This is a genomic window from Ruegeria sp. BG8 (assembly GCF_056538325.1).
This window is the reverse complement of record NZ_JBQFSZ010000014.1, coordinates 79901-99925: the sequence shown is the minus strand read 5'-3', so window position 1 is coordinate 99925 and position 20025 is coordinate 79901. Positions and strand designations below refer to the sequence as shown.

Sequence of the window (20025 nt, the reverse complement as noted above, 5' to 3'; positions counted from 1 at the left end):
CTGCGCGACAAGCAGGGCGAAGGCGCCACACAAGCCGCCGAATAACCCAAAGCCAAAACAGCAATAAAACAACAAACGCCGCCCAAACCGGGCGGCGTTTCAATGTCGGGCCGTACGGCGTAAAATTTAGTGTAATCATAGTTATGTTAAATAATAACGTCCTTTGGAATACAAGCGCGGTCTTTGTTAGCCCGCGTTCCGTGGTCCAAATTACCTTAGTTGCTGTCCTGTTGTGACTCCCCGCTATGAAAGCACATTAGTACACACCTGGACGACCGTCGCGAAACAACCTTGTTTTACTGCGGCAATTCCTTTCAACTTATCCTCAGTCAAGAAGCCCGCGAATTGCGCATTCGGAACGCCTGGGTTTCGACAACTGGAGGTCAAAAATGAACCGACCCGGCAATGGTCATGCGTCAGAACCAGATGGGACAGAATGGAAGCTGATTGAAGAGATCGCGTCACTGACCTCTGACGCACCTACCCCAGAGCATCTGCTTTGTGCGGTTGTCGATCGGTTGGGACATGTTTTGGACATTCGACGAATGCAGCTTTGCTTTGCTGGGCGCAGTTGGTGATTTTTATCTGGAAGGTTCCGTTTCAGATTCGAAAAACACTCAGCTAAGCTGGAGCGACACGCAGACTTCCGTACAACATAACTTCGTTGGTGAGACTCTGCGGACGGGCCAACCGCAGCTGATTTCAGATGGCGCCAGTGCCCCGTCATCGTCGATGGCGCTGCCGCTAAAATCTTTCGGACAGGTTGTCGGGGCCGTTACTTTTCACACCAATCATTCCGGCGGTTTCGCGAAAGATGACGTCAACTTTGCCATGCGCGCCGTTGCCTTTTGCGGCGCAGCCATGCGCGAAAAGCAGATGGAAAAAGCTGCATCAGAACGCATAGTCGACGCAATCAACACTATCCCGGAAGGCTTTGCCCTATACGACTCCGATGACCGATTGGTACTGGCGAACCGGACTTACCGACAGATGTTGTATCCGGGACAAGAAGATCTGGTCAAACCCGGAATGACGTTTGAACAAGTCGTTCGAAAAGCTCTGTCTCTGAACGTAATTGCGGATGCGATCGGTCGCGAAGAAGAGTGGCTGGCGCAACGCTTGGAGCGCCACCAAAACCCCCAAAGCAGCCAGATGCAAAGCCGGGCTTCTTGCGGTTGGATAAAGATCAGCGAACGCAGGACCCGCGACAACGGGACTGTGGCGATCTATAGTGACGTAAGCGATCTGAAGAAGGTCGAAGCCCGCAATGCCGAGCTTGCGCAAATCCCTGAGGAAAACCCGAACCCGGTTATGTGCATCCACAACGACGGTAACTTGCTTTTTGCCAATAAGGCCAGTGATCCGATGCTGGACGCATTGGGTTTGAAGGTTGGGGCAGCTGTTACCGACGAATGGATGGCGCGCGTCAAAAAGGGATTGCAGGAAAACAAGCGACAAGACTTTGAATGTCTCGCCAATGGACTGGTTTTTGCCTTGTTGCTTTGGCCCGTGCCGGATGCCAAGCATATCAACCTTTATGGGCGTGATGTCACGCAGTTAAAACACGCGGAAAATCGAATGCGAGAGCTGGCGCGCATTCCCGAGGAAAACCCGAACCCGGTTTTGCGCATTGCGGGCGACGGGCAACTCATGTTCGCCAACAAGGCAAGCACGCCATTGATCGAAGCGTTGCTGTTGAAAATCGGTAGCCGCGTTGGAACAGGTTGGCGAAACCGCGTGTCAAAAGGGCTGCAAGAAGATCAGCGCCAGGACTTTGATTATGAGGCTGGCGGCCGGGTTTACGCGCTGTTGCTTTGGCCGGTCCCAGAGGCCGGCTATGCCAATATCTATGGCCGGGACATCACCGCGCAGAAACAGGTCGAAAGCGAATTGCGGTTGGCAAAGGAAATCGCTGAAACCGCCAACAAAACCGAAAGCACGTTTCTCGCCAATATGAGCCACGAGCTGCGCACGCCTTTGAATGCGATCATCGGATATAGCGAGCTGATGCTCGAGGAAGCGGTCGAGCAAAGCGATCAGTCGAACCTGAGCGATTTGAGCAAGATTCAATCCTCCGGCAAACACTTGCTGTCGCTGATCAACGACGTGCTGGATCTTTCCAAGATCGAAGCCGGCAAAATGGAGTTCAACCTCGAAGCTTTTGATATTGGCCGGATGATCAAAGATGTCAGCGCAACTGCGCAACCATTGGCCGAAAAGAACAGCAATACGCTTGAGATAGAATGCCCCGACGAAATCGGTGAAATGGTCTGTGACTTGACCAAAGTACGCCAGGCGTTACTCAACCTGCTTTCAAATGCTTGTAAATTCACAGAAAATGCAACTGTCCGGTTGTTGGTTCAGCGGTCAAACGAGACGGATCAGGTTGTGTTTTCGGTTGCCGATCAAGGTATCGGCATGTCCCCTGAACAAGTCGATAAAGTCTTCGAAGCGTTCACACAGGCAGACTCTTCAACCACCCGAAATTACGGTGGAACGGGTCTTGGGCTGTCGATCACGAAAGTATTTTGCGAGCAATTGGGCGGCGATATCCGATGCACCAGCACGCTTGGTGAAGGGTCGACCTTCACAATACGCTTGCCGACCGTCTGTCACGACCCGTCCTTGGACTTGCGGCATGACAAGTTGCTTGCGGACGAGGATTCAAACAGCAATCCCAATGCGCCTTTGGTCCTTTTGGTGGACGATGACCCGACCGTACATGATCTTTTGGGTCGCCGACTGCGCCGCGAAGGATACCGGGTAATCGCGTCGACCAAGGGTGAAGACGCGCTGCATCTTGCTCGCAAAACGCGCCCGGATGCCATCACGCTGGACGTATTCATGCCCGAAATTGATGGTTGGGCCGTCCTGTCCAAGTTGAAAGAGGATCCTGAACTTGCGGACATACCGGTGATCATGCTGACCTTCGCAGAAGACCGAAGCCGCGGATTTTCATTGGGCGCAAGTGATTACCTTGGCAAACCCATCGACACCATAGAGTTGTTGAACGCCTTAAAGGAGCACTGCCCTACCCTGCCCAGCCCGCGGGTCTTGGTTGTCGAAGATCAGGCAGCTACGCGCGAACTGATCTGCCGCGTCCTCAAAAAGGAAGGATGGCAGATCGAACAGGCGGTAAACGGGTTGAATGCCTTGCAAAACCTGTCCAACTCGACGCCGGATGTCATTTTACTGGATCTCATGATGCCGGAAATGGATGGCTTTGAGTTTTTGGCGCGCATGCGAAAAAATCCCGAATGGCAGGACATTCCTGTCATCGTTGTCACCGCCAAAACCCTGTCAAACGACGACCGAGCGCGGTTGAGCGGGTCGGTCCAGACACTTATCAGCAAGGACGGCGATGAAATCGAAACGATCCTCAGCAAGCTGAATAGTATCCTACCCACTGCCCGGTCCAGAGGCGACTAGACTGCCCGCGACAAACGTCTGGCTGATTTCAAAACCAAAACGCGCAGGTCATGTGGCTTTAGGACGCTGGCAGCAGTTTCGCCATCTTTTCCAGCAGGCGGCTAAGCTCAACCGGCTTGGTGTCAAAGTCATCGCAGCCGGCCTCCAGTGCTTTGTCGCGATCGCTGGCCATTGCATGCGCCGTTAGGGCAACCACTGGAATTGAGGTCGTCTCGGGCGCGGCCTTGATACGGCGCGTTGCCTCCCATCCATCAATTTCAGGTAAACTCATATCCATCAAAATGATGTCCGGTGTCTCGCTTTCCGCCATCGAGACGCCTTCTAGCCCGTCTTGCGCGACGACGACTTGGAAGCCCTTGCGCGCCAAACGTCACGACAGCATATCGCGGTTCATTTCATTATCTTCGACCAACAGAACTTTTGCCAAAACCCCCACCCCATTTATTTGAGCGTTAAAGCGACGAGCAGTCCAGAAAACTCGTCGTTTTTTGTTCCAGCCACCATCCCCGCCGCTGGATCAACTGAACCTTACCGATCTGTACATATTTTCACCAATCAATTTTTGCAGGCAGATCTGGCAGGGGTTTTCCAAGGCGCGAACTGGTGGTCATGAAAAACGGACCCCCACTGCGACAGTTGAGGGTCCGTTCAAGAAGGGCGGACTTAGCTCAGGTGGTAGACCTGCTGAAGACCGTAGACAGGTGTGGGGATACCCTCCATCCGGGCTTTGATCTGCAGCGACAAGAATTGTGAATAATGCCGGGACTGATGCAGGTTGCCGCCATGCATCCACAGATTTGGAACCTGCGTCGGCTTCCACATGTTTCTCTGCTCGCCTTCCCAAGGCCCGGGGTCTTTGGTCGTGTCAGAGCCCAGACCCCAGCATTTTCCAAGCTGGTCTGCCATCTCTTGCCCCATCAGATCAGCGACCCAACCGTTCATCGAGTTGTATCCGGTCGCATAAACCACAAGATCGGCGTCCAGATGTGTTCCGTCATCCAGGATCACACCTGTTTCGTCCAGCGACGTGACCTGACCACGCTTTAGCTTGATTTCACCATCGATGATCAGCTGACTGGCGCCAATGTCGATGTAATACCCCGAGCCACGCCGTAGGTATTTCATGAATAACCCGCTGTCGTCGTCTCCCCAATCCAGCCAGAATCCGGCTTTTTCCAGCCCTTCGTAAAACTCCTTATCCTGCTCTTTCATGGCCGCATAAGCGGGGATCTGGAATTCGTGCAGAATACGATATGGCAGTGACGCGAAGATCAGGTCTGCTTTTTCGGTTGTCACACCAGAACGCACTGCGCGCTCGGAATAGAGATCGCCCAACCCGATCTCCATCAGGCTGTCAGAACGAACGATGTGCGTTGACGAGCGCTGCACCATCGTGACGTCGGCGTCGTTCTCCCACAAAGCCGCGCAGATATCGTGGGCCGAGTTGTTGGACCCGACAACAACGACTTTCTTACCCGCCCATTTGTCTGGCCCTTCATGTTCTGAGGAATGCACCTGTTCGCCCTTGAACTTGTCCATTCCGGGGAAATCAGGCATGCGTTTCTTGCCAGACATCCCGGTGGCCATGACCAACTGCTTGGGTTTCAGAAAGACCTCTTCACCGTCGCGATCCACGACAATGGTCCATTCGCCTTTGGCCTCGTCAAACGTGGCGGATTTGGCGGTTGTGCGTGTCCAATAGTTCAGCTCCATGACTTTGGTGTACATCTCGAGCCAATCGCCGATTTTGTCCTTGGGTGAGAAGACCGGCCAGTTTTCGGGGAACTTGATATATGGCAGGTGGTCGTACCAGACCGGGTCATGCAGACACAAAGACTTGTAGCGATTACGCCAGCTGTCGCCGGGGCGTTCATTGCGTTCCACGATGATCGTGGGCACACCCAACTGGCGGAGCCGCGCGCCCATGGCAATACCGCCCTGACCGCCGCCAATGATGACGCAATAGGGTTGTGTTTCATAACCCAGCTGGGCCTCTTCCTGCGCACGCTCTTCGGCCCAAGTGGTGCGATGCTTGCCGGCACCGTGTTTGGCGCCAAGCGGGCGGTTGGGACCTTTTGGTTCTTCGTGACCTTTCAGCTCGACCATAGTGGTAAGCAAAGTCCAGATTTTGTCGCCCTTGAGGCGGATCAGCCCATAACCTCGGGCCACTTCGGTTTCAAACTCGATCCAGGCGGTTGTTACACCGCCATCTTCGGTGGGGATTTCGCCCTCTGCGATCTTCCAATCGCTGGGTTTGGTCGTGGCAAGTTGGTGCGATAGCATGTCGGCCACCTGTTCCTTGCCCTCGACGGTTTTGATGTTCCACGTAAAGGTGACCAGATCGCGCCAATAGCAATCGTCATCGAACATTTTGCATGCGGCGTCGATATCGCCTTTGGACAGTGCCGCTCCAAAGCTGTCCAAAAACGCCTGAACCTGGTCTGAGAGTGTCGTGTCGAGCATGGTATCCTCCCTATCTCCACGGGATAGAAGGCTGACAAATCCGCATTCCTTGGGGCAAGGGGAATTGCCTGTCGACCTGCCGTGGGATGCCAAAAACAGCCCATCTTGTTGCGCGCGCAACAAGGGTGCAACAGGTCAGATATGCTTTACGCAGGTGGTCTCAGCCCGGCTTTGCGCACACGACGCAGAACTGTCGAGCGGTTGACACCAAGGCGGCGCGCAACTTGCGACATGTTCCAATCGCAGGCCACCAGAAGGGCGTCCAGATCATCTGTTTCCTGCTCTTGCCCGATGGTCAAAACCGGGGCGGGCAGATCTGTCAGATCAATGATGTTGTCTTCGCAAAGGGCGATAGTGCTTTGAAGAACATGTTCCAGCTCGCGGATGTTTCCACTCCACCTGCGGGACTTGAGTTCTGCGCGCGCGGCTGTGGACAAACGAATGTCATGGCTTGCAAAGCGCCGCAGCAGACGGTCGATCAGCCAATCCAAGTCTGCCCGGTGACGCAAAGGCGGAAGGGCAAGGGTTGCGCCTGCAATGCGGTGCAGCAGGTCGCTGCGCAGTTTGTTTTGCAGCCCGGCGGGGGCATGCCTGCAGGACGCGATGATGCGAAGGTCTGCGCGACGCTCCAACACCGCCAACAGGGACGCCTGCGCCGGATCGCCTAGGTCTTCGATGCCGCGCAGAAACAGTGTCCCGGCATCAAGCGTGTCGCAAAAATCGAAGGTGTCGGTGTCGCAACAAACCACGGTGTGGAAATCACGTCTGGTCGGATCAGCCATATGAATGGCGCGCGCCAGCTTTGTTTTTCCCGTCCCGCTTTCCCCCGTCAGTAAAAGCGGCAAGTTGGTGGGCGCTAACCGTGCGGCCTTGTTCAGCAACTGCCGCAGATCTGCATCTGGTCCAGCGAAACTGCCCAAAGCCCCCGGTAATACCTGTTCGCGCTTGCGCAGCGCGGCGGTCATCTGCGGTGTCTGCGGGGCCACGGCATGACCGTATAGGGCGCGCCCGTCTTTAAGACGTAAGACGCGATCTTCAGACGGGCGACCGCGCATGAATTCCGGCATGTCATCTATGCCAACTTCAAGCCAGTCCTGTAATTGAGAGCCTATAAGCTGCCCTGCCCCATCGGGATCCAATGCGGTACGCGCAGCCGATGTCATGCCGATAATTGTGCCGCTACCATCGACCGCGACTGCAGCTTCGGGATCGACCTCAAGGAACTCGGGGCTGGCAGAGAAACGCAACACCCAATCCCGGCGTGTAGAGGCCATCAGATTTGCCATTTCGACCCGCCGCGCCGAATTCGTCACCAACGTCATGGCAAGATTTTGCGAGGCCTTGGGTGATGGCCCGCGCAGCAGCGACACATCAAGGACCGCGGCAAGCCCCCCCTTGGTGTCGAAAATCGGAGCAGCCGTGCAGGACAGAGGTGTATGCGTCACCGAGAAATGATCGCCCTGATGAATTGTGACCGGCTTTCCGGTTACCAGACAGGACCCAACACCGTTTGTACCCGCAAGGTCTTCGGTCCACTTGAACCCCAGGTAAAGCCCCGCATCCCGCAATTCATCTTCAAAGCGTCGGTCGCCAAAAAAGTCCACACAGACGCCTTCGGCATCGGCGAGCAACAGAACGTAATTCTGCCCGGCCACTTGCGCAAACAGTGATTGCAAACCAGATCGCGCCGTTGCGATTAGCCGCTCGGACTGTTCAAGATGCTCACGAAACTGGTTTTCAGGCAGGATATGCGCTGGTTCCTGTTGTGTGGGGTCCATGCCGTATGTTTCGACACAGCGCTGCCAGCTATCGGCAACAAGGCGATCACGCCCCGTGTCGAAGCCATTCAATACACGATCTATCTCATGTGAATGCTGGCGATCCAACAACTCTCTTTCCCGCTATACGGCCTGCAAATTAGCACGGAGTCAGATTCGCGCCTACGGGCAAGTTTATTGGCGCTGGCTGCGGGAATTCGCCTTGTTGCGCGCTTGATCTCAACGGGACCGGCGGACGCGCGGATCAATAATCTGGAAAACGCACTCCGCTTGGATCAGTATCGTGTCAGGTCCACCACAATCAGGAGAGCATCGTGATCAACATCACCGGCCTGAGTCATGTCTGCATCAACGTCGACAATATGGACGACGCCATCGCCTATTACCAAAGGCTGCTGAACGCGACGCCTTTACAGATATTTCCGCGTTTCAAAAACGAAGGTTTCGCCAAAAGCGCCGGGTTCTTAGAAAATTGGCAAGAGATCGAGGTCTCAATCGCCTTCCTTGGCCTGCCATCCAACGCATTGACGATTGAATTGATGGAGTACCATTCTCCTGCTGGTCAAACCCTGCGTTTTGACCTTGCAACAACCGATCAACGGCGCGTTGGGCATATTGCGGTTAAGGTATCGCAGATTGATCAAGCCTTTGCGCATGTCCAATCTATGCCCGACACGGCCATGATCACCGCATCAGACACCTATCGCCCCGAACGGATCAGCAAAACCGAACCTCATCATTTCAAGTTTTTTGATCCAACGGCCGAGGCTGACGCGGCCGAGAAACAGCGCACTGCAGATATCATCAGTGGAATCCGTTATTTCTATTTTGTCGATCGTTACGGCATTCAGTGGGAATGTGAGGAAGGTCATCACGATATCGGCGACCAGACCGAGGAATAAATCACGGGTACAGATGTGGCGCAGTTGAAAGCAGACTGCGCCACAAGCTTTTGGTTAGCCTTTTGAGCGATACGCGACCAGGGCGATCACGGCCAGACCCGCCAGAACTAGGAAAGTTTCGCTTCCATGTGTGTGGAATGCGGTATCCGAGTGGGCCAATGCTGGTGTTGCTGCGACCATCGCCGCCAGCGTGAGTTGAACGGTCTTCATGCTTCTATCTCCTGTTTGCGCTGGTGAAGAAAATCGCGAATGTCCAGAACGGATTTTTCATCCATCGACACATAAATCAGCGACATGTTGGTGCGTTCCTGAACCATCTGCCCCGGAAAGGGCAGATAGCTGAGTTCGCGGGACCCGAATGAAGGCGAGGCGGTGCCGACCTGCCATTCGGTCTTCAATTCGACGTCGATCAGTTTCAGGGCCTTGGCGCCATCCTTGGACGGGCGTTCAAAGGGGACGCCTGCCAGTTTCAGGTAGCTGGTCTTGTCACTGGCCTGCAGAAAACCATCGATGAATTGCGTGGCCAGAACCTGCAGGTCCGCCGCCTCATCCTCGTGATGCATGTGGCTGTGCAGATGATCGCCATGTGCATGATTGTGACCATGCCCGTGGTGGGAATGGTCGTGGTCATGGTGGTGGTGCGGGTGGTCATGTGGCATTGGACCACCTCCGCCCTTCGAATTCGCCGTGGGGGATGGCAACAGGCTTGTCGATGAACTGCTTGTGCGCGCCCATCTTGCCGTTCGACACCAGCGCGCCCAGAACATCCACGATCACACGAGTGCCCATCAGCGCGGTGATGTCCGAGGTGTCATAGGGTGGCGAAACCTCGACCAGTTCCATGCCACAGATACCTTCGGCAGCGATGCCCGAGGCCAGCGCCAGCGCCTCACGCGGGAGGAACCCGCCGGGTTCGGGCCAGCCGGTGCCAGGGACAAAGCCGCAATCAATGCTGTCGATGTCGAAGGACATGTAAACCATGTCGACCCCATCCCACGCCATCTCAAGCGCCATCTCGATAGTCTTGTCGACGCCCATCTTCTCCATATCGCCCATGGTGATGATGTTTGTTTCGCGCTCGCGGGCGACCTTTACGGCCTCACGCGGGACCTGCCAGCCACCGATGCCAATCTGCACAAGGTTCTTGGCCGGCACATTGGGCAGGTTGGTCGAGTGGAACCACGGGGTTGTGTGCATCCGCTCGTCTAGGTCTTTTTCCTGAATATCCGCGTGGCGGTCAAAGTGGACGATCCCGATCTTTTTCGACGTGCATTCGGCGATCCCGCGCACACAGGGGAAGCCGATCGAGTGATCGCCCCCGATCATGATCGGCAGTGAGCCCGAGCTGAACACATGGCTGACCGCACGGCTAATCTGATCAAAACTTTTCTCGATATTGGCCGGGATGGTGAACACGTCGCCCGCATCGCACAGCGTCATCTGCTCGCGCAGATCGACGCCGATCTCATAGTTATACGGCGTATAAAGCGCCGAGATCTTGCGCACCCCCTGCGGCCCAAAGCGCGTGCCGGGGCGATAGGTAGTGCCGCCGTCGAACGGGATACCCAGCACGGTTGCGTCATAATCGGCGACCTCCAGCACGTCTTCGGCATAGGGGGCCTTGAGGAAGGTGTTGATGCCTGCGAAATGCGGCAGCTCGCCCCGCGCGAAAGTGGGGATCGACTTGTCCTCGATGCTGTCGGCCCCGGTCAGGCCCATGCGCAGGGCCCAGCGGCGTTCCTCGTCCCAGCGGCCTTCCGGCAGGTCGGCCTCTTTCTGCATCGCCTTCCATCCGGCCAGTTTGGTCAGGTCCGGGTGATGCTGGCGTTTTTCGCGGCGTTCAAGGTGGTGGCGCAGGTCCATCGGGTGATGGGACTGCGTGCGCTTTGGATCTGAAAACAACGGTGTCTCCCAAATCAGTGTCCCGCCTTGGGCGGGGGATCTCCGGGCTTTGGTGAACGCAGCATGCGGAGCCCGGCGGCGCATGCTGCGGTTGTTCAGGCCCCCGCCAATGAGGGGTACTGATCGAGAATATCCTGATACGGCATGCCCTGATTGCGGGCGTCGAAATCATAGGTAATCGTCGCCCCGAACAGGCCCGGGTCGTCGGGGTCCCAACGGGGTTTGTCAAAGACCAGAACGCGGTCGCCCAGCTTGAAGCCCTCTTGCAGATCATGGGTGACCATGAACACGGTCATGTTGGTTTCATCCCGCAATTCCATCAGGAAATCATGCATTTGCAGGCGGGTGCCCGGGTCCAACGCACCAAAGGGTTCATCCAGCAACAAGATGCGCGGCCGCGCCGTCATCGCCTGACCAATGGCCAGCCGCTGCTGCATGCCACCCGACAAAGAAGCCGGAAACTGATCGGCCACGTGGTTAAGGCCGATCCTCTCCAACATGGCATCCGCCCGCGCGGCGGCCTCGGTGCGTGCGGCCCCGCGTAAACGGCCAAAGGGGCGATCGAAACTCTCGCCGGCGATCAGGTTGTTGCGCACGGTCAGATGCGGGAAAACCGAGTATTTCTGGAAGACTACCCCGCGTTCGCGATTGGGCTCGACCGCCGTATCGCCACCGTCGATGCTTATTTCGCCCTTAAAGGGGCGCTCTTCGGCCAGCAGCATGCGTAGAAAGGTTGACTTGCCGCAGCCGGATGCCCCAACGATCGAGATGAACTCACCCTCATCGACCGAGACATTCACCCGCTCCAAGATCGAGTGGCCGCCATAGCTTTGCCAGACATTGCGGACGGAAACGAAACTCATAGCCCGGCCTCCATCCATGGGAACGCCCGCCGCGAGATGGTCTTGAGCGTCCAGTCAATGACAAAGGCCAGAAGGGTGATCCAGATGACGTAGGTCAGGATCACATCCATCGCCAGATAACGGCGCACCAGAAAGATGCGGTACCCAAGCCCGACATTCGAGGCGACGGCTTCGGCCGCGATCAGGAACAGCCAGGCCGACCCCAGCGAGAGGCGCACATTCGATATCAACCGTGGCAGGATTTGCGGCAACGCCACACGCAGAGCAATCACGGCGGTCGAGGCACCAAGCGTTTGTGCCTTGACGATTTGCTCTTTCGGTATCTCCATCACCCGCTGTGCCAGATCACGTGTCATGAATGGCGTGATGCCGATGACAATCAGAACAACCTTGGATAGCTCACCCAGTCCAAAGACGATGAAAAGGATCGGCAGCAGCGCCAGCGGCGGTACCATCGAAATCACCGCGATGAAGCTGGACAAAAGCGATCGCGCATAGGGCAGCAACCCGATGGCAAGACCCAGTACCAGCGACAGCAAAGCCGATATTCCAACACCGCCCAGCAAACGCGCAAGGCTGGCGAAGGTGTCGTTCCAAAGCAGAATTTCTTTCGACCGCCTGTCCGGCTCGGTGAAAAGCCGATGTGCTGTATCCAGAATGGTGGACGGCGCAGGCAAAAGTTTATCCTGTGGGTTCGCCGTCAACCGGATGTCGGATGCAACAGCATAGGCCACAAACAGCACCACAAAAGGCAGCGCAGCCAGAATGAATGCGCCGGGGCGTCCGGGTTTGTGATTAATCAGTCGCATGAAATCGGCATCCTCGACACGTCAGGGGATCGGGGCTGACCGGCGTGGCCGCCCCGAAATCACATTACAGAGCGCCGTCTGCGGCCATCTGCATGTAGGTCGTGTCAAAGCGGAACTTTACGTTGCCCTCGTCACCCGTGACTGTGCCATCAGGATAGGCGATGCCAACAAAGTCTGCACTAGGTGCGCCTTCGCCCAGAATGCCCTTGTCGAACAGGAATTCCGCGACATTGGTCATGGTCTCGGGCAGTTCACCTGCGCTGGCCTGCGCCACTGCAGCGGCAGGGTCAAAGAACATCTCGGTCGCGGCCAATTGCGCCTTGTAGCCCTCCAGATCGGTGCCTGAGGCTTCGGCCATTGCGGTCAGGACCTCTTCGTCGCCCGCAGCCATCAGGGCCATGACCTCATACCATGCGCCGGCGACAGCTTTTCCAAACGACGGGTTGGCTTCCAGCGTCTCGGTGTTGACTACCATCAGGTCCAGAATCTCACCGGGGATTTTGGAGCTGTCGAACAGGTTCACCGCATCTGGGTTCGAGCCCAAAATCTCGGATACAAGCGGGTTCCATGTCACCACAGCCTCAACATCCGGAGTGGCGAAGGCCGCGATCATATCGGCATCGGATGTATTGATGACCGAGGCCAGATCGGATTCCTCAAGCCCAACGGAATCCAGACCCCGCGCCAGCAGGTAATGCGACACCGACAATTCAACCAGATTGACAGGTTTGCCCTTGAGGTCCTCAAGGCTGCCTTCGCCTTTCAGGATCACGGCGTCATTGCCGTTGGAATAGTCCCCCACGATCAGCGCGGTGGTGTCCACCCCGCCCCCGGCCGGGATCGAAAGCGTGTCCATATTGGTGGCTGAGACACCGTCAAAAGCACCGGCGGTGTATTGGTTGATCGATTCAACATAGTCATTGAACTGCACGATCTCGACATCGATGCCGTATTTGTCGGCCCATTTGTCCATGATCCCGCTGTCTTCCAGATAGCCCCAGGGCATCCAGCCTACATAGATCGACCAGGCGAGTTTGAATTCGGTTTTTTCCTGCGCTGCAAGCGGCGCGGCCAGAACACCCAGGGCAAGGGCGGTCGCGGACATCAGCTTTGTCATTTTCATGTCATTCCCCGTTGTCACGTCCCGCCGAAATCGTGGTGGGTTTCCGTGCCGCTGGCGGAACAAAGAGATCAGGCGCGGACGAAACCAGCGCAGTAACCTCCCGGGATTTTGGCCCGCCGTGTGCCCCATCGGAGTTTGCCGACAAGGTGGTGCTTCTCGGACCTGACCTGACGATGTCAGCGGAACCCTAAGCACCCTGCACGTCAAAGGCTGTTCAACGCGTGTGTGACTGGCAAGGGCACCATTTTTATTTTTGAACACCGATGTGTGAGTGTTCAAAAATTAATCGCTTTAAGGGGGGCGTGCTTGATTTTCTGGCGCGGCTGGACCCAAGCAGCGTGTGAATGTCAGTGTGCAAGACATCTGATACGTCGCCGTCAACACACGCGATTCCCGTCACGACTGCGCAAACGAAACTGTTAATAGCGCCCAATGGACAGAGCGCGCCTTGGGTTAGTACGTTTCCTCGTACAAGCGGCAACGTCCCTCGGTGTCCAAATCCGCAGTTTTATCGATTTCAGATATTTTGTGCGCGCGGTACACCTGCGCAAACCCCTCTGGCAGCCAGCCTGTCACAACAGGGTTGTTGGTAAAACGATCCAGAGCTTCTTCCAATGTTTGCGGCAAACGCACCAGGCCCCTTTCTGCTAGATCCGCGGGGCTGAGCAGCGAAAGATCTTCTTCTGTGGGGGGCGGCGCAGTCAGGTTTTCTTCGATCCCCTGCGTGCCGGCCATGACAATAGCTGCAAGCGCCAGATGGGGCGAGGCCGCCGCATCCGCCGCGCGATATTCGATGTTGAACTGTCGCGCAATTGACGCGGGGTCTTTGGCGGTCACCGGACAAATACGCAAAGACGCTTCGCGATCCCGAAACCCCAGATTGTTATAAGCCGCCGACCAGCGATGAGGTGTGAGCCGTTCGTATGAGATGACGGACGGCGCGGTCAGGGCGAGGATGGCATCAAGGTATTTCAGCACCCCTGCGGCGAATGCACTGGTCAGAGTGGACATGCCAGACGGCCCCTGCGGGTCATGGGTCATCGGCGTCCCCTGATCGTCAACAAAGCTCATGTGTATATGAACCCCGTTGCCGACACTCGCGACATCGCGGATTGGGGTATAGGTCGCCCGTTCACCATAGGCGCTTGCGGTTGCATAGGTTAGCTCACGCACCATGATGGCTGCGTCGGCGGCGCGCACGCCAATCTCGGGGCCGATCACGACCTCATACTGGTTCGGGCCGTACTCTTTCATGATCGAATCCGGTTTCAGACCGACTTGCGAAATCGCAGACATCAACGTCTCGCACAATTCGCGCTGCAGGCTGAAACCCTTGTGCCCATAGGCCTCGTTCGTGCGCTGGGGTGCGTCCTTCAACTGAAACTCATGCTCAAAAGCCGCCAGCACCCGCGCGCCGGATGCCTTGTAAAGTCGCTCCAGTGCCGCCTTAAGCAAGCCACGCGTGCAGAATTCCCAAGGTTCCCCCTCAAGCGTGACAATGTCCCCCATGAGGAAGTGCAGCCCGGGGTGGTCGCCCAGTTCAACCTTTGCCTCGGCGGTCGCATCCGGGATCAACAGCAGATCGCCCAACGCGCCGAACGGGCTTTCGGCAATCCCGTCAAAGCAATTGATCTGCACGTTGGTTGGTGTCCATCCGACCCCGCGCTGTAGTCGGGTGTTCAATTGATCAGCCGGAAATGCTTTGCCGCGCAGTTTACCCGCAAGATCGGATGTGGCGGCAAAGATCAAAGGCGTTTTGGGCATCATGAATTAGGATCCTGATTTTGGGATCGCATGGCATCCCAGGCTTCGATGCGGGACTTTGTCTGTTCCCAGTTGTCTTCGGCGATGCGGGTCACCAATGCTTCGGTCACCGCAAGGGCTGCTGTGTATGTGTCCCAGAGTGTGCCGCTTTCGATCGGAACCGGCAAGATTTCTGCGGCATGGCGCGATATCGGAGAAAGCCATTTATCCGTCATCAAAACCACACGCACCCCACGTTGTTGCGTCGCCCTGGCCGCCAGCCGGGCGAGCGCGGGTTGATAACGGCGGAAATCAACCAGAAAAAGGATGTCCGCCGGTTTCATCCGCAGCAGGTATTCTGGCCAGACCTCGTTATTGGCCGGAAGATGATAAACGCCGCTGCGGGTCTGGCGCAGATGAAAGGACAGATGCTGGGCAATCGTGTCGCTGATCCGCCCACCCAGAGTGTAGACGTCGCTTTTGGGCTGACTGAGCAAGGTGCAGATGCGTTGAAACTGCGCCTCGGTGATGCCTTCCGCGGATAGTGCCATCTGTGAGGATGCACGCGCGATAAAGTCCCGCAGGAACCCGCCGTCGACACTGCGGCCTTCGCCATGCAGATCGGTGGGGGACCTTTCCCCCTCTTTTAATTCAGATAGCAGGGCGCGCTGGAACTCCTGGTAGCCACCCAAGCCGATCTTGATGACAAACCGCGAGATTGATGGCGCCGAAACCTCGGCGCGTCGGGCAAGTTCCTGGATCGAAACCAGACCCGCATAGGGGTAGTCGCTCAGTAAGGCGGCGGCCAGCTTGCGCTCACTCGCCGTCATTACTTCAGCCTTGGCTTCGATTTGTTGCCTGATAAGCAAGCGCATCCCTCCTGTTATGAAGAATTCGCATGGAAGGAAAATTTCAGTCAATCTATTTCTTGTTGACTCTGAAAAAACTTGTTCTCTAACGTGGGGCGCATGAACACATCCGTCGCAACTGAAACCTTGCTGGTCTCTGGGGATCCGAACCCGGTGGAATGGGTGAATCGCGACAGCAGTTTTCCGGTCATGTTGTTATGTGAACATGCAGGTCGTGCGATTCCGCAAAAGCTGGGTGATTTAGGGGTATCCGCCGATGTACGGGCCAGCCACCGAGGGTGGGACATCGGGGCCGAAACAGTTGCACGCGGATTAGCTGAACGGTTGCAGGCCCCTCTGATATTGCAGCGTTATTCGCGGCTTGTCATTGATTGCAACCGGCCCATCGAGGCCCCGGATTCGATTCCGCCAATAAGTTTTGGCGAACAGATCCCGGCAAACCTGAACCTGACCGCACCCGAGCGTGCCGCGCGGCAGAGCGAGATTATGGCCCCCTTGAACGCGGCCATCGAACATATGCTCGACCGCGCGCCCCGCGTGCTGGCGGTCTCGATCCATTCCTTCACCGCGCGTGTCTCTGGCGAAACGCGCCCGTGGCATGCCGGGTTTCTTACACGGTCAGACCCCGCCACAGGGCAGGCAGCGATCGACCACATCTCTGCCCAACGCCCGGACCTGAACATGGCGCTGAACCAACCCTACCAGATCGAAAGTGACAGTGACTGGTTCATTCCGCATTTTGTCGAACCGCGAGGGCTGGCGCATTCTCTGGTCGAGATCCGCAACGACCTGATCCGTGATGCAAAGGGTGCGGCAGACTGGGCGCAGCTTTTGGCGGATGCGTTTACCCGGATACTGGAGACCAAGCTGTGACACTGACCCGTAATGTTCCGCTTTCCCCCGCACAATCCGCGTTGATTTTCATCGACGTTCAGAACTTTTCTGCACATCGGAAAGGGTCCGAGTTCAAGGATCTGTCGGAACAGGAATTCGAGGATAAATACGGCTGGTATTTTGACCAGTTGGACAGCCGCGTTATCCCCAACATGCAGGCCATTCAGGCCGCGTGCCGCGATGCCGGGGTCGAAGTCATGTATACCAATATTGAAAGCTTGACACTGGACGGGCGCGACAGGTCGCTGGACTATAAAATCACCGGCTTTCATGTGCCCAAGGGCAGCTGGGACGGGAAGGTCATTGATCAGATCGCCCCTGTGGGGGACGAAATCGTGCTGCCCAAATCCTCGTCTTCGGTGTTCGTGTCGACACATATCGACTACATCCTGCGCAATCTGGGGGTCCGGCAGGTCGTTCTGGCCGGTTTGGTCACCGATCAATGCGTCGAAAGCGCAATCCGGGACGCCTGTGATCTGGGTTATCTGGTGACCCAAGTAACCGATGCATGTCTGACTTACACGCCCGAGCGCCATGAAAACTCTCTGAACGCGATCAAGGGGTATTGCCGCCAAATCACCACAACCGAGCTGGTCGAGGAGTTAGCGAGTGCTTGACCTGAACGGTATCACCAAAACCTTTGGCGGCGTTCATGCGGTCGAGGATGTGACGATGTCCGTCGCTCCGGGTGAGGTGCGTGGCTTGATTGGCCCAAACGGCGCCGGCAAAACGACCCTTGTGAACCTGATTTCCGGGTTGCTGACCCATTCGGCGGGTACATTGTCGCTGGACGGTGAACCCCTCGACCGACTGCGCGCACATGAACGCGCCGCACGTGGTGTTGCGCGGACTTTCCAGAATCTACGCGTCTTCCCAAGCCTGAGCGTTGCCCAGAATATTGATGTCGCGCGCTATTCGGGTCGGGGTGCAGAAATCGTGGATGCCGCGATCGCGGAATTTGGTCTGTCGGACAAGCTCAACCAAAATGCGGGATCGTTGGCTTATGGGCAATTGCGGCGGCTTGAGATTGTGCGCGCGCTTGCCCTGAACCCGCGCGTTTTGATGTTGGACGAACCTGCGGCGGGGATGAATGAACAGGAAACCGACGCTCTGGGCCGGGCCCTGACATGGGTCCGCGCACATTCGGAATGCGCCATCCTTGTCATCGACCATGATCTGAAATTCATAATGTCGCTTTGCGACAGGATCACCGTTTTGAACATGGGTGCTGTCATCGCTGAAGGCGCACCCCAAGACATAACCAAGAACCAAGAGGTTATCGACGCTTATCTTGGCGAAACCGATGAACGGGCCGCGTGACGCAGGCGGCTTTCAACAGGAGAAAGAGTATGAAGAAGCTGACCCTTACCACTCTGACTGCCATGAGCCTGGCGCTTCCGGCTGTTGCTGAGGACACGATCAAGATCGGGCTTGGTGTGCCGATGACCGGCGATCTGGCGATTTATTCCGAATATCTCGGCGCGCGTTGCATGGCCGACATGATCAATGCCGAAGGCGGCGCAGGTGGCAAAAAGATCGAAGTTCTGGTTCAGGACTCTGCGGGCGACACGCAGGCCGCGATTTCATTGGCCCAGAAGTTCTTGGACGAAGGCGTCGTGATGTTGGGAACAACACCGTTTTCAGACACGATGATCCCGGTCGCCCAGATCGCCCAACCCTATGGCGTGTCTATCTTCCAGCCGCAATCCACGCAGGTTGAGATGCACGCAGGCATCGTCGACAATTTCTTTACCGGTGTCTCGCCAGACCCGTTCACCGCAACCGCGGCCGCCAACCACGCGCTGAGCGAGGGCGTCAAGAACGTGGTTCTGCTGACCTCGGATGAAGGTGGTTCGTGGTCCGCGCGCACGCCGTTGTGGTTTGGCGATGTCATCGAAGAAGGCGGCGGCAAGGTTCTGGCCAAGATGAATTTCAGCTTTGGCACGTCTGACTGGTCGCCGCAGATCGCTGACATGAAGGCGTTGGGGGAAGATATCGACGCGGTCTATATCTCGTCAATCATGCCTGACATCGGCGTTCTGGTCCGCCAGTTGCGTAGTGCGGGTATCGACGCTTGGGTGGTTGGATCCGATGGCTTTGACGATCCGTCGCTGGATGCGGTCGCTGCCGATGATCCGTCGATCCTGGACAAGGTGTTCTTTGCCACGCTGGCACCCAGCCATGACGAAAGTGCTGTGGTCAAATTCATGGCGGACTGCAAAGAGCTTGGCCATGACGTGCCGGGTCTGTTCCCTGCTACCGGCGCTGACACGGTCAAGGCTGTCGCTTGGGCGGTCGAAACCTCGGGCAGCAGCGATCCGGCGGTTATTGCCGAAACGATCCGTACTGCGGACAGCATCCCGGTTCTGACCGTTGACAATATTTCGTTCAAGGATACTAAAACCTACGCCCAACGCACGATCCCGGTGATCGGTTACAAGGACGGCAAGCGGGTTCTGATTTCGAACGAAATCCCTGAAAACACGCCACAGGACTGGAACTGAGCGCAAAGACGGGGGCGGCTCCTGCCCCCGTTTCCCATCCCATGCTAAATATAGAAAACCTGATAGTCTCTCATGGTCCGATCGAGGCCGTGCACGGCATCTCTTTTGCCGTGGACCAAGGACGTTGTGTATCCTTGCTGGGCCCGAACGGCGCGGGCAAAACCTCGACCATCTCGGCGCTAATGGGCGTGGCGCGCTCATCCGGGCAGATCGTGTTCAACGGGGCCGACATCTCGGCCCTGCCCGTCGAAGCGCGCGTACAGGCCGGCATGTCCGTGGCCCCCGAAGGACGGCGGATTTTCTCGAACCTGAGCGTCGAGGAAAACCTTGTTCTGGGTGGTGCAACCCGCACGGATCGGGATGGCCGGGATGCAGACATTGCGCGCTGGCTGGAAACCTTTCCAATTCTGGGCGAGCGCCGCGATCAACTGGCAGGCACCCTTTCCGGGGGGGAACAGCAGATGCTGGCGATTTCCCGCGCCCTCATGACCCAGCCCAAGATATTGCTTTTGGACGAACCCAGCCTTGGGTTGGCCCCGAAGATTGTCAGCCAGATTTTTCAGATGATCGAACAGCTGAAAGCGGACGGCATGACCATCTTGCTGGTCGAACAGAATGCGACGCAGGCACTGCGCCTGTCGGATTACGCCTATCTGCTTAACAACGGTCGGATCGTGGCAGAAGGCACCAAAGAGACACTGGGCCAGAGCAGCGCGCTGATGGCGGAACTGACGGGGATCGCCTGA

At 56.8% G+C, this 20025-nt stretch carries 19 protein-coding genes and 1 riboswitch; of the genes, 8 read left to right on the top strand and 11 right to left on the bottom strand.

Annotation, left to right across the window (positions count from 1 at the left end):
• Positions 1 to 389: 389 nt before the first annotated feature.
• Both ACR0DG_RS20135 and ACR0DG_RS20130 read left to right on the top strand, forming a co-directional pair.
• Positions 390 to 578, top strand: coding sequence for a hypothetical protein (locus tag ACR0DG_RS20135; protein ID WP_480700145.1), 189 nt, complete (start codon positions 390 to 392; stop codon positions 576 to 578).
• Entirely contained in the window at positions 526 to 3429 is a 2904-nt protein-coding gene (locus ACR0DG_RS20130; RefSeq protein WP_480700144.1) for a response regulator, read from the top strand. Before ACR0DG_RS20135 ends, ACR0DG_RS20130 begins: the two co-directional genes overlap by 53 nt.
• Positions 3430 to 3487: 58 nt before the next feature.
• On the opposite strand, the gene ACR0DG_RS20125 is transcribed toward ACR0DG_RS20130, so the two are convergent.
• The 3 genes from ACR0DG_RS20125 to ACR0DG_RS20115 form a co-directional block, all read right to left on the bottom strand.
• Positions 3488 to 3796: a response regulator gene (locus ACR0DG_RS20125; RefSeq protein ID WP_480700143.1), complete on the bottom strand. Its 309-nt coding sequence runs from the start codon at positions 3794 to 3796 to the stop codon at positions 3488 to 3490.
• 296 nt (positions 3797 to 4092) lie between these two features.
• Positions 4093 to 5892 carry an NAD(P)-binding domain-containing protein gene (locus tag ACR0DG_RS20120; RefSeq protein ID WP_480700142.1) on the bottom strand — a complete coding sequence of 600 codons (1800 nt, stop codon included), beginning with the start codon at positions 5890 to 5892 and terminating at the stop codon, positions 4093 to 4095.
• Positions 5893 to 6038: 146 nt separating this feature from the next.
• Positions 6039 to 7742, bottom strand: coding sequence for a sigma-54-dependent Fis family transcriptional regulator (locus tag ACR0DG_RS20115; protein ID WP_480707301.1), 1704 nt, complete (start codon positions 7740 to 7742; stop codon positions 6039 to 6041).
• A gap of 242 nt (positions 7743 to 7984) precedes the next feature.
• On the opposite strand from ACR0DG_RS20115, the gene ACR0DG_RS20110 reads away from it, so the two are divergent.
• On the top strand, positions 7985 to 8572 hold the full coding sequence (locus ACR0DG_RS20110) for a VOC family protein (RefSeq protein ID WP_480700140.1): 588 nt from the start codon (positions 7985 to 7987) through the stop codon (positions 8570 to 8572).
• Between the two features lie 54 nt (positions 8573 to 8626).
• On the opposite strand, the gene ACR0DG_RS20105 is transcribed toward ACR0DG_RS20110, so the two are convergent.
• From ACR0DG_RS20105 to ACR0DG_RS20070, 8 genes are all read right to left on the bottom strand, one after another.
• Positions 8627 to 8782 (bottom strand): hypothetical protein, encoded by a 156-nt coding sequence (locus ACR0DG_RS20105; protein WP_480700139.1) that lies wholly within the window; start codon positions 8780 to 8782, stop codon positions 8627 to 8629.
• On the bottom strand, positions 8779 to 9231 hold the full coding sequence (locus tag ACR0DG_RS20100; RefSeq protein ID WP_480700138.1) for a hypothetical protein: 453 nt from the start codon (positions 9229 to 9231) through the stop codon (positions 8779 to 8781). Before ACR0DG_RS20100 ends, ACR0DG_RS20105 begins: the two co-directional genes overlap by 4 nt.
• Positions 9221 to 10558, bottom strand: a complete 1338-nt coding sequence (locus ACR0DG_RS20095; RefSeq protein WP_480707299.1) for an agmatinase family protein — start codon at positions 10556 to 10558, stop codon at positions 9221 to 9223. Before ACR0DG_RS20095 ends, ACR0DG_RS20100 begins: the two co-directional genes overlap by 11 nt.
• A gap of 11 nt (positions 10559 to 10569) precedes the next feature.
• The gene (locus tag ACR0DG_RS20090; protein WP_480700136.1) at positions 10570 to 11337 is read right to left on the bottom strand and encodes an ATP-binding cassette domain-containing protein; all 768 of its coding nucleotides are present in this window, start codon (positions 11335 to 11337) and stop codon (positions 10570 to 10572) included.
• Positions 11334 to 12146 (bottom strand): ABC transporter permease, encoded by an 813-nt coding sequence (locus ACR0DG_RS20085; protein WP_480700135.1) that lies wholly within the window; start codon positions 12144 to 12146, stop codon positions 11334 to 11336. The genes ACR0DG_RS20090 and ACR0DG_RS20085 overlap by 4 nt, the downstream gene beginning before the upstream one ends.
• 64 nt (positions 12147 to 12210) lie before the next feature.
• Positions 12211 to 13269 carry a putative urea ABC transporter substrate-binding protein gene (locus ACR0DG_RS20080; RefSeq protein ID WP_480700134.1) on the bottom strand — a complete coding sequence of 353 codons (1059 nt, stop codon included), beginning with the start codon at positions 13267 to 13269 and terminating at the stop codon, positions 12211 to 12213.
• 95 nt (positions 13270 to 13364) lie between these two features.
• Positions 13365 to 13471, bottom strand: a riboswitch (guanidine-I (ykkC/yxkD leader).
• Positions 13472 to 13722: 251 nt separating this feature from the next.
• On the bottom strand, positions 13723 to 15036 hold the full coding sequence (locus ACR0DG_RS20075) for a type I glutamate--ammonia ligase (protein ID WP_480700133.1): 1314 nt from the start codon (positions 15034 to 15036) through the stop codon (positions 13723 to 13725).
• A complete protein-coding gene (locus ACR0DG_RS20070; protein WP_480700132.1) occupies positions 15033 to 15887 on the bottom strand; it encodes a MurR/RpiR family transcriptional regulator in 855 nt (284 codons plus the stop codon). The genes ACR0DG_RS20075 and ACR0DG_RS20070 overlap by 4 nt, the downstream gene beginning before the upstream one ends.
• A 93-nt stretch (positions 15888 to 15980) precedes the next feature.
• Here ACR0DG_RS20070 and ACR0DG_RS20065 point away from each other — a divergent pair, with 93 nt between their 5' ends.
• Genes ACR0DG_RS20065 through ACR0DG_RS20045 form a run of 5 tightly spaced genes read left to right on the top strand, consistent with a single transcriptional unit; the run spans position 15981 to position 20025 of the window.
• A complete protein-coding gene (locus ACR0DG_RS20065) occupies positions 15981 to 16754 on the top strand; it encodes an N-formylglutamate amidohydrolase (RefSeq protein ID WP_480700131.1) in 774 nt (257 codons plus the stop codon).
• A complete protein-coding gene (locus ACR0DG_RS20060) occupies positions 16751 to 17392 on the top strand; it encodes a cysteine hydrolase family protein (protein ID WP_480700130.1) in 642 nt (213 codons plus the stop codon). The genes ACR0DG_RS20065 and ACR0DG_RS20060 overlap by 4 nt, the downstream gene beginning before the upstream one ends.
• Positions 17385 to 18095: an ABC transporter ATP-binding protein gene (locus tag ACR0DG_RS20055; RefSeq protein ID WP_480700129.1), complete on the top strand. Its 711-nt coding sequence runs from the start codon at positions 17385 to 17387 to the stop codon at positions 18093 to 18095. Before ACR0DG_RS20060 ends, ACR0DG_RS20055 begins: the two co-directional genes overlap by 8 nt.
• A gap of 29 nt (positions 18096 to 18124) precedes the next feature.
• Positions 18125 to 19279, top strand: a complete 1155-nt coding sequence (locus ACR0DG_RS20050) for an ABC transporter substrate-binding protein (protein ID WP_480700128.1) — start codon at positions 18125 to 18127, stop codon at positions 19277 to 19279.
• Between the two features lie 41 nt (positions 19280 to 19320).
• On the top strand, positions 19321 to 20025 hold the full coding sequence (locus ACR0DG_RS20045) for an ABC transporter ATP-binding protein (RefSeq protein ID WP_480700127.1): 705 nt from the start codon (positions 19321 to 19323) through the stop codon (positions 20023 to 20025).

What these genes read in the sequence shown, in the direction of transcription:
- ACR0DG_RS20045 (WP_480700127.1), top strand. Translation starts at nt 19,321, where the DNA reads ATGCTAAATATAGAAAACCTGATAGTCTCTCATGGTCCGATCGAGGCC.
- ACR0DG_RS20095 (WP_480707299.1), bottom strand. Translation starts at nt 10,558, where the DNA reads ATGCGCCGCCGGGCTCCGCATGCTGCGTTCACCAAAGCCCGGAGATCC.
- ACR0DG_RS20100 (WP_480700138.1), bottom strand. Translation starts at nt 9,231, where the DNA reads ATGCCACATGACCACCCGCACCACCACCATGACCACGACCATTCCCAC.
- ACR0DG_RS20065 (WP_480700131.1), top strand. Translation starts at nt 15,981, where the DNA reads ATGAACACATCCGTCGCAACTGAAACCTTGCTGGTCTCTGGGGATCCG.
- ACR0DG_RS20090 (WP_480700136.1), bottom strand. Translation starts at nt 11,337, where the DNA reads ATGAGTTTCGTTTCCGTCCGCAATGTCTGGCAAAGCTATGGCGGCCAC.
- ACR0DG_RS20075 (WP_480700133.1), bottom strand. Translation starts at nt 15,036, where the DNA reads ATGATGCCCAAAACGCCTTTGATCTTTGCCGCCACATCCGATCTTGCG.
- ACR0DG_RS20050 (WP_480700128.1), top strand. Translation starts at nt 18,125, where the DNA reads ATGAAGAAGCTGACCCTTACCACTCTGACTGCCATGAGCCTGGCGCTT.
- ACR0DG_RS20130 (WP_480700144.1), top strand. Translation starts at nt 526, where the DNA reads ATGTTTTGGACATTCGACGAATGCAGCTTTGCTTTGCTGGGCGCAGTT.
- ACR0DG_RS20120 (WP_480700142.1), bottom strand. Translation starts at nt 5,892, where the DNA reads ATGCTCGACACGACACTCTCAGACCAGGTTCAGGCGTTTTTGGACAGC.
- ACR0DG_RS20085 (WP_480700135.1), bottom strand. Translation starts at nt 12,146, where the DNA reads ATGCGACTGATTAATCACAAACCCGGACGCCCCGGCGCATTCATTCTG.
- ACR0DG_RS20080 (WP_480700134.1), bottom strand. Translation starts at nt 13,269, where the DNA reads ATGAAAATGACAAAGCTGATGTCCGCGACCGCCCTTGCCCTGGGTGTT.
- ACR0DG_RS20135 (WP_480700145.1), top strand. Translation starts at nt 390, where the DNA reads ATGAACCGACCCGGCAATGGTCATGCGTCAGAACCAGATGGGACAGAA.
- ACR0DG_RS20070 (WP_480700132.1), bottom strand. Translation starts at nt 15,887, where the DNA reads ATGCGCTTGCTTATCAGGCAACAAATCGAAGCCAAGGCTGAAGTAATG.
- ACR0DG_RS20105 (WP_480700139.1), bottom strand. Translation starts at nt 8,782, where the DNA reads ATGAAGACCGTTCAACTCACGCTGGCGGCGATGGTCGCAGCAACACCA.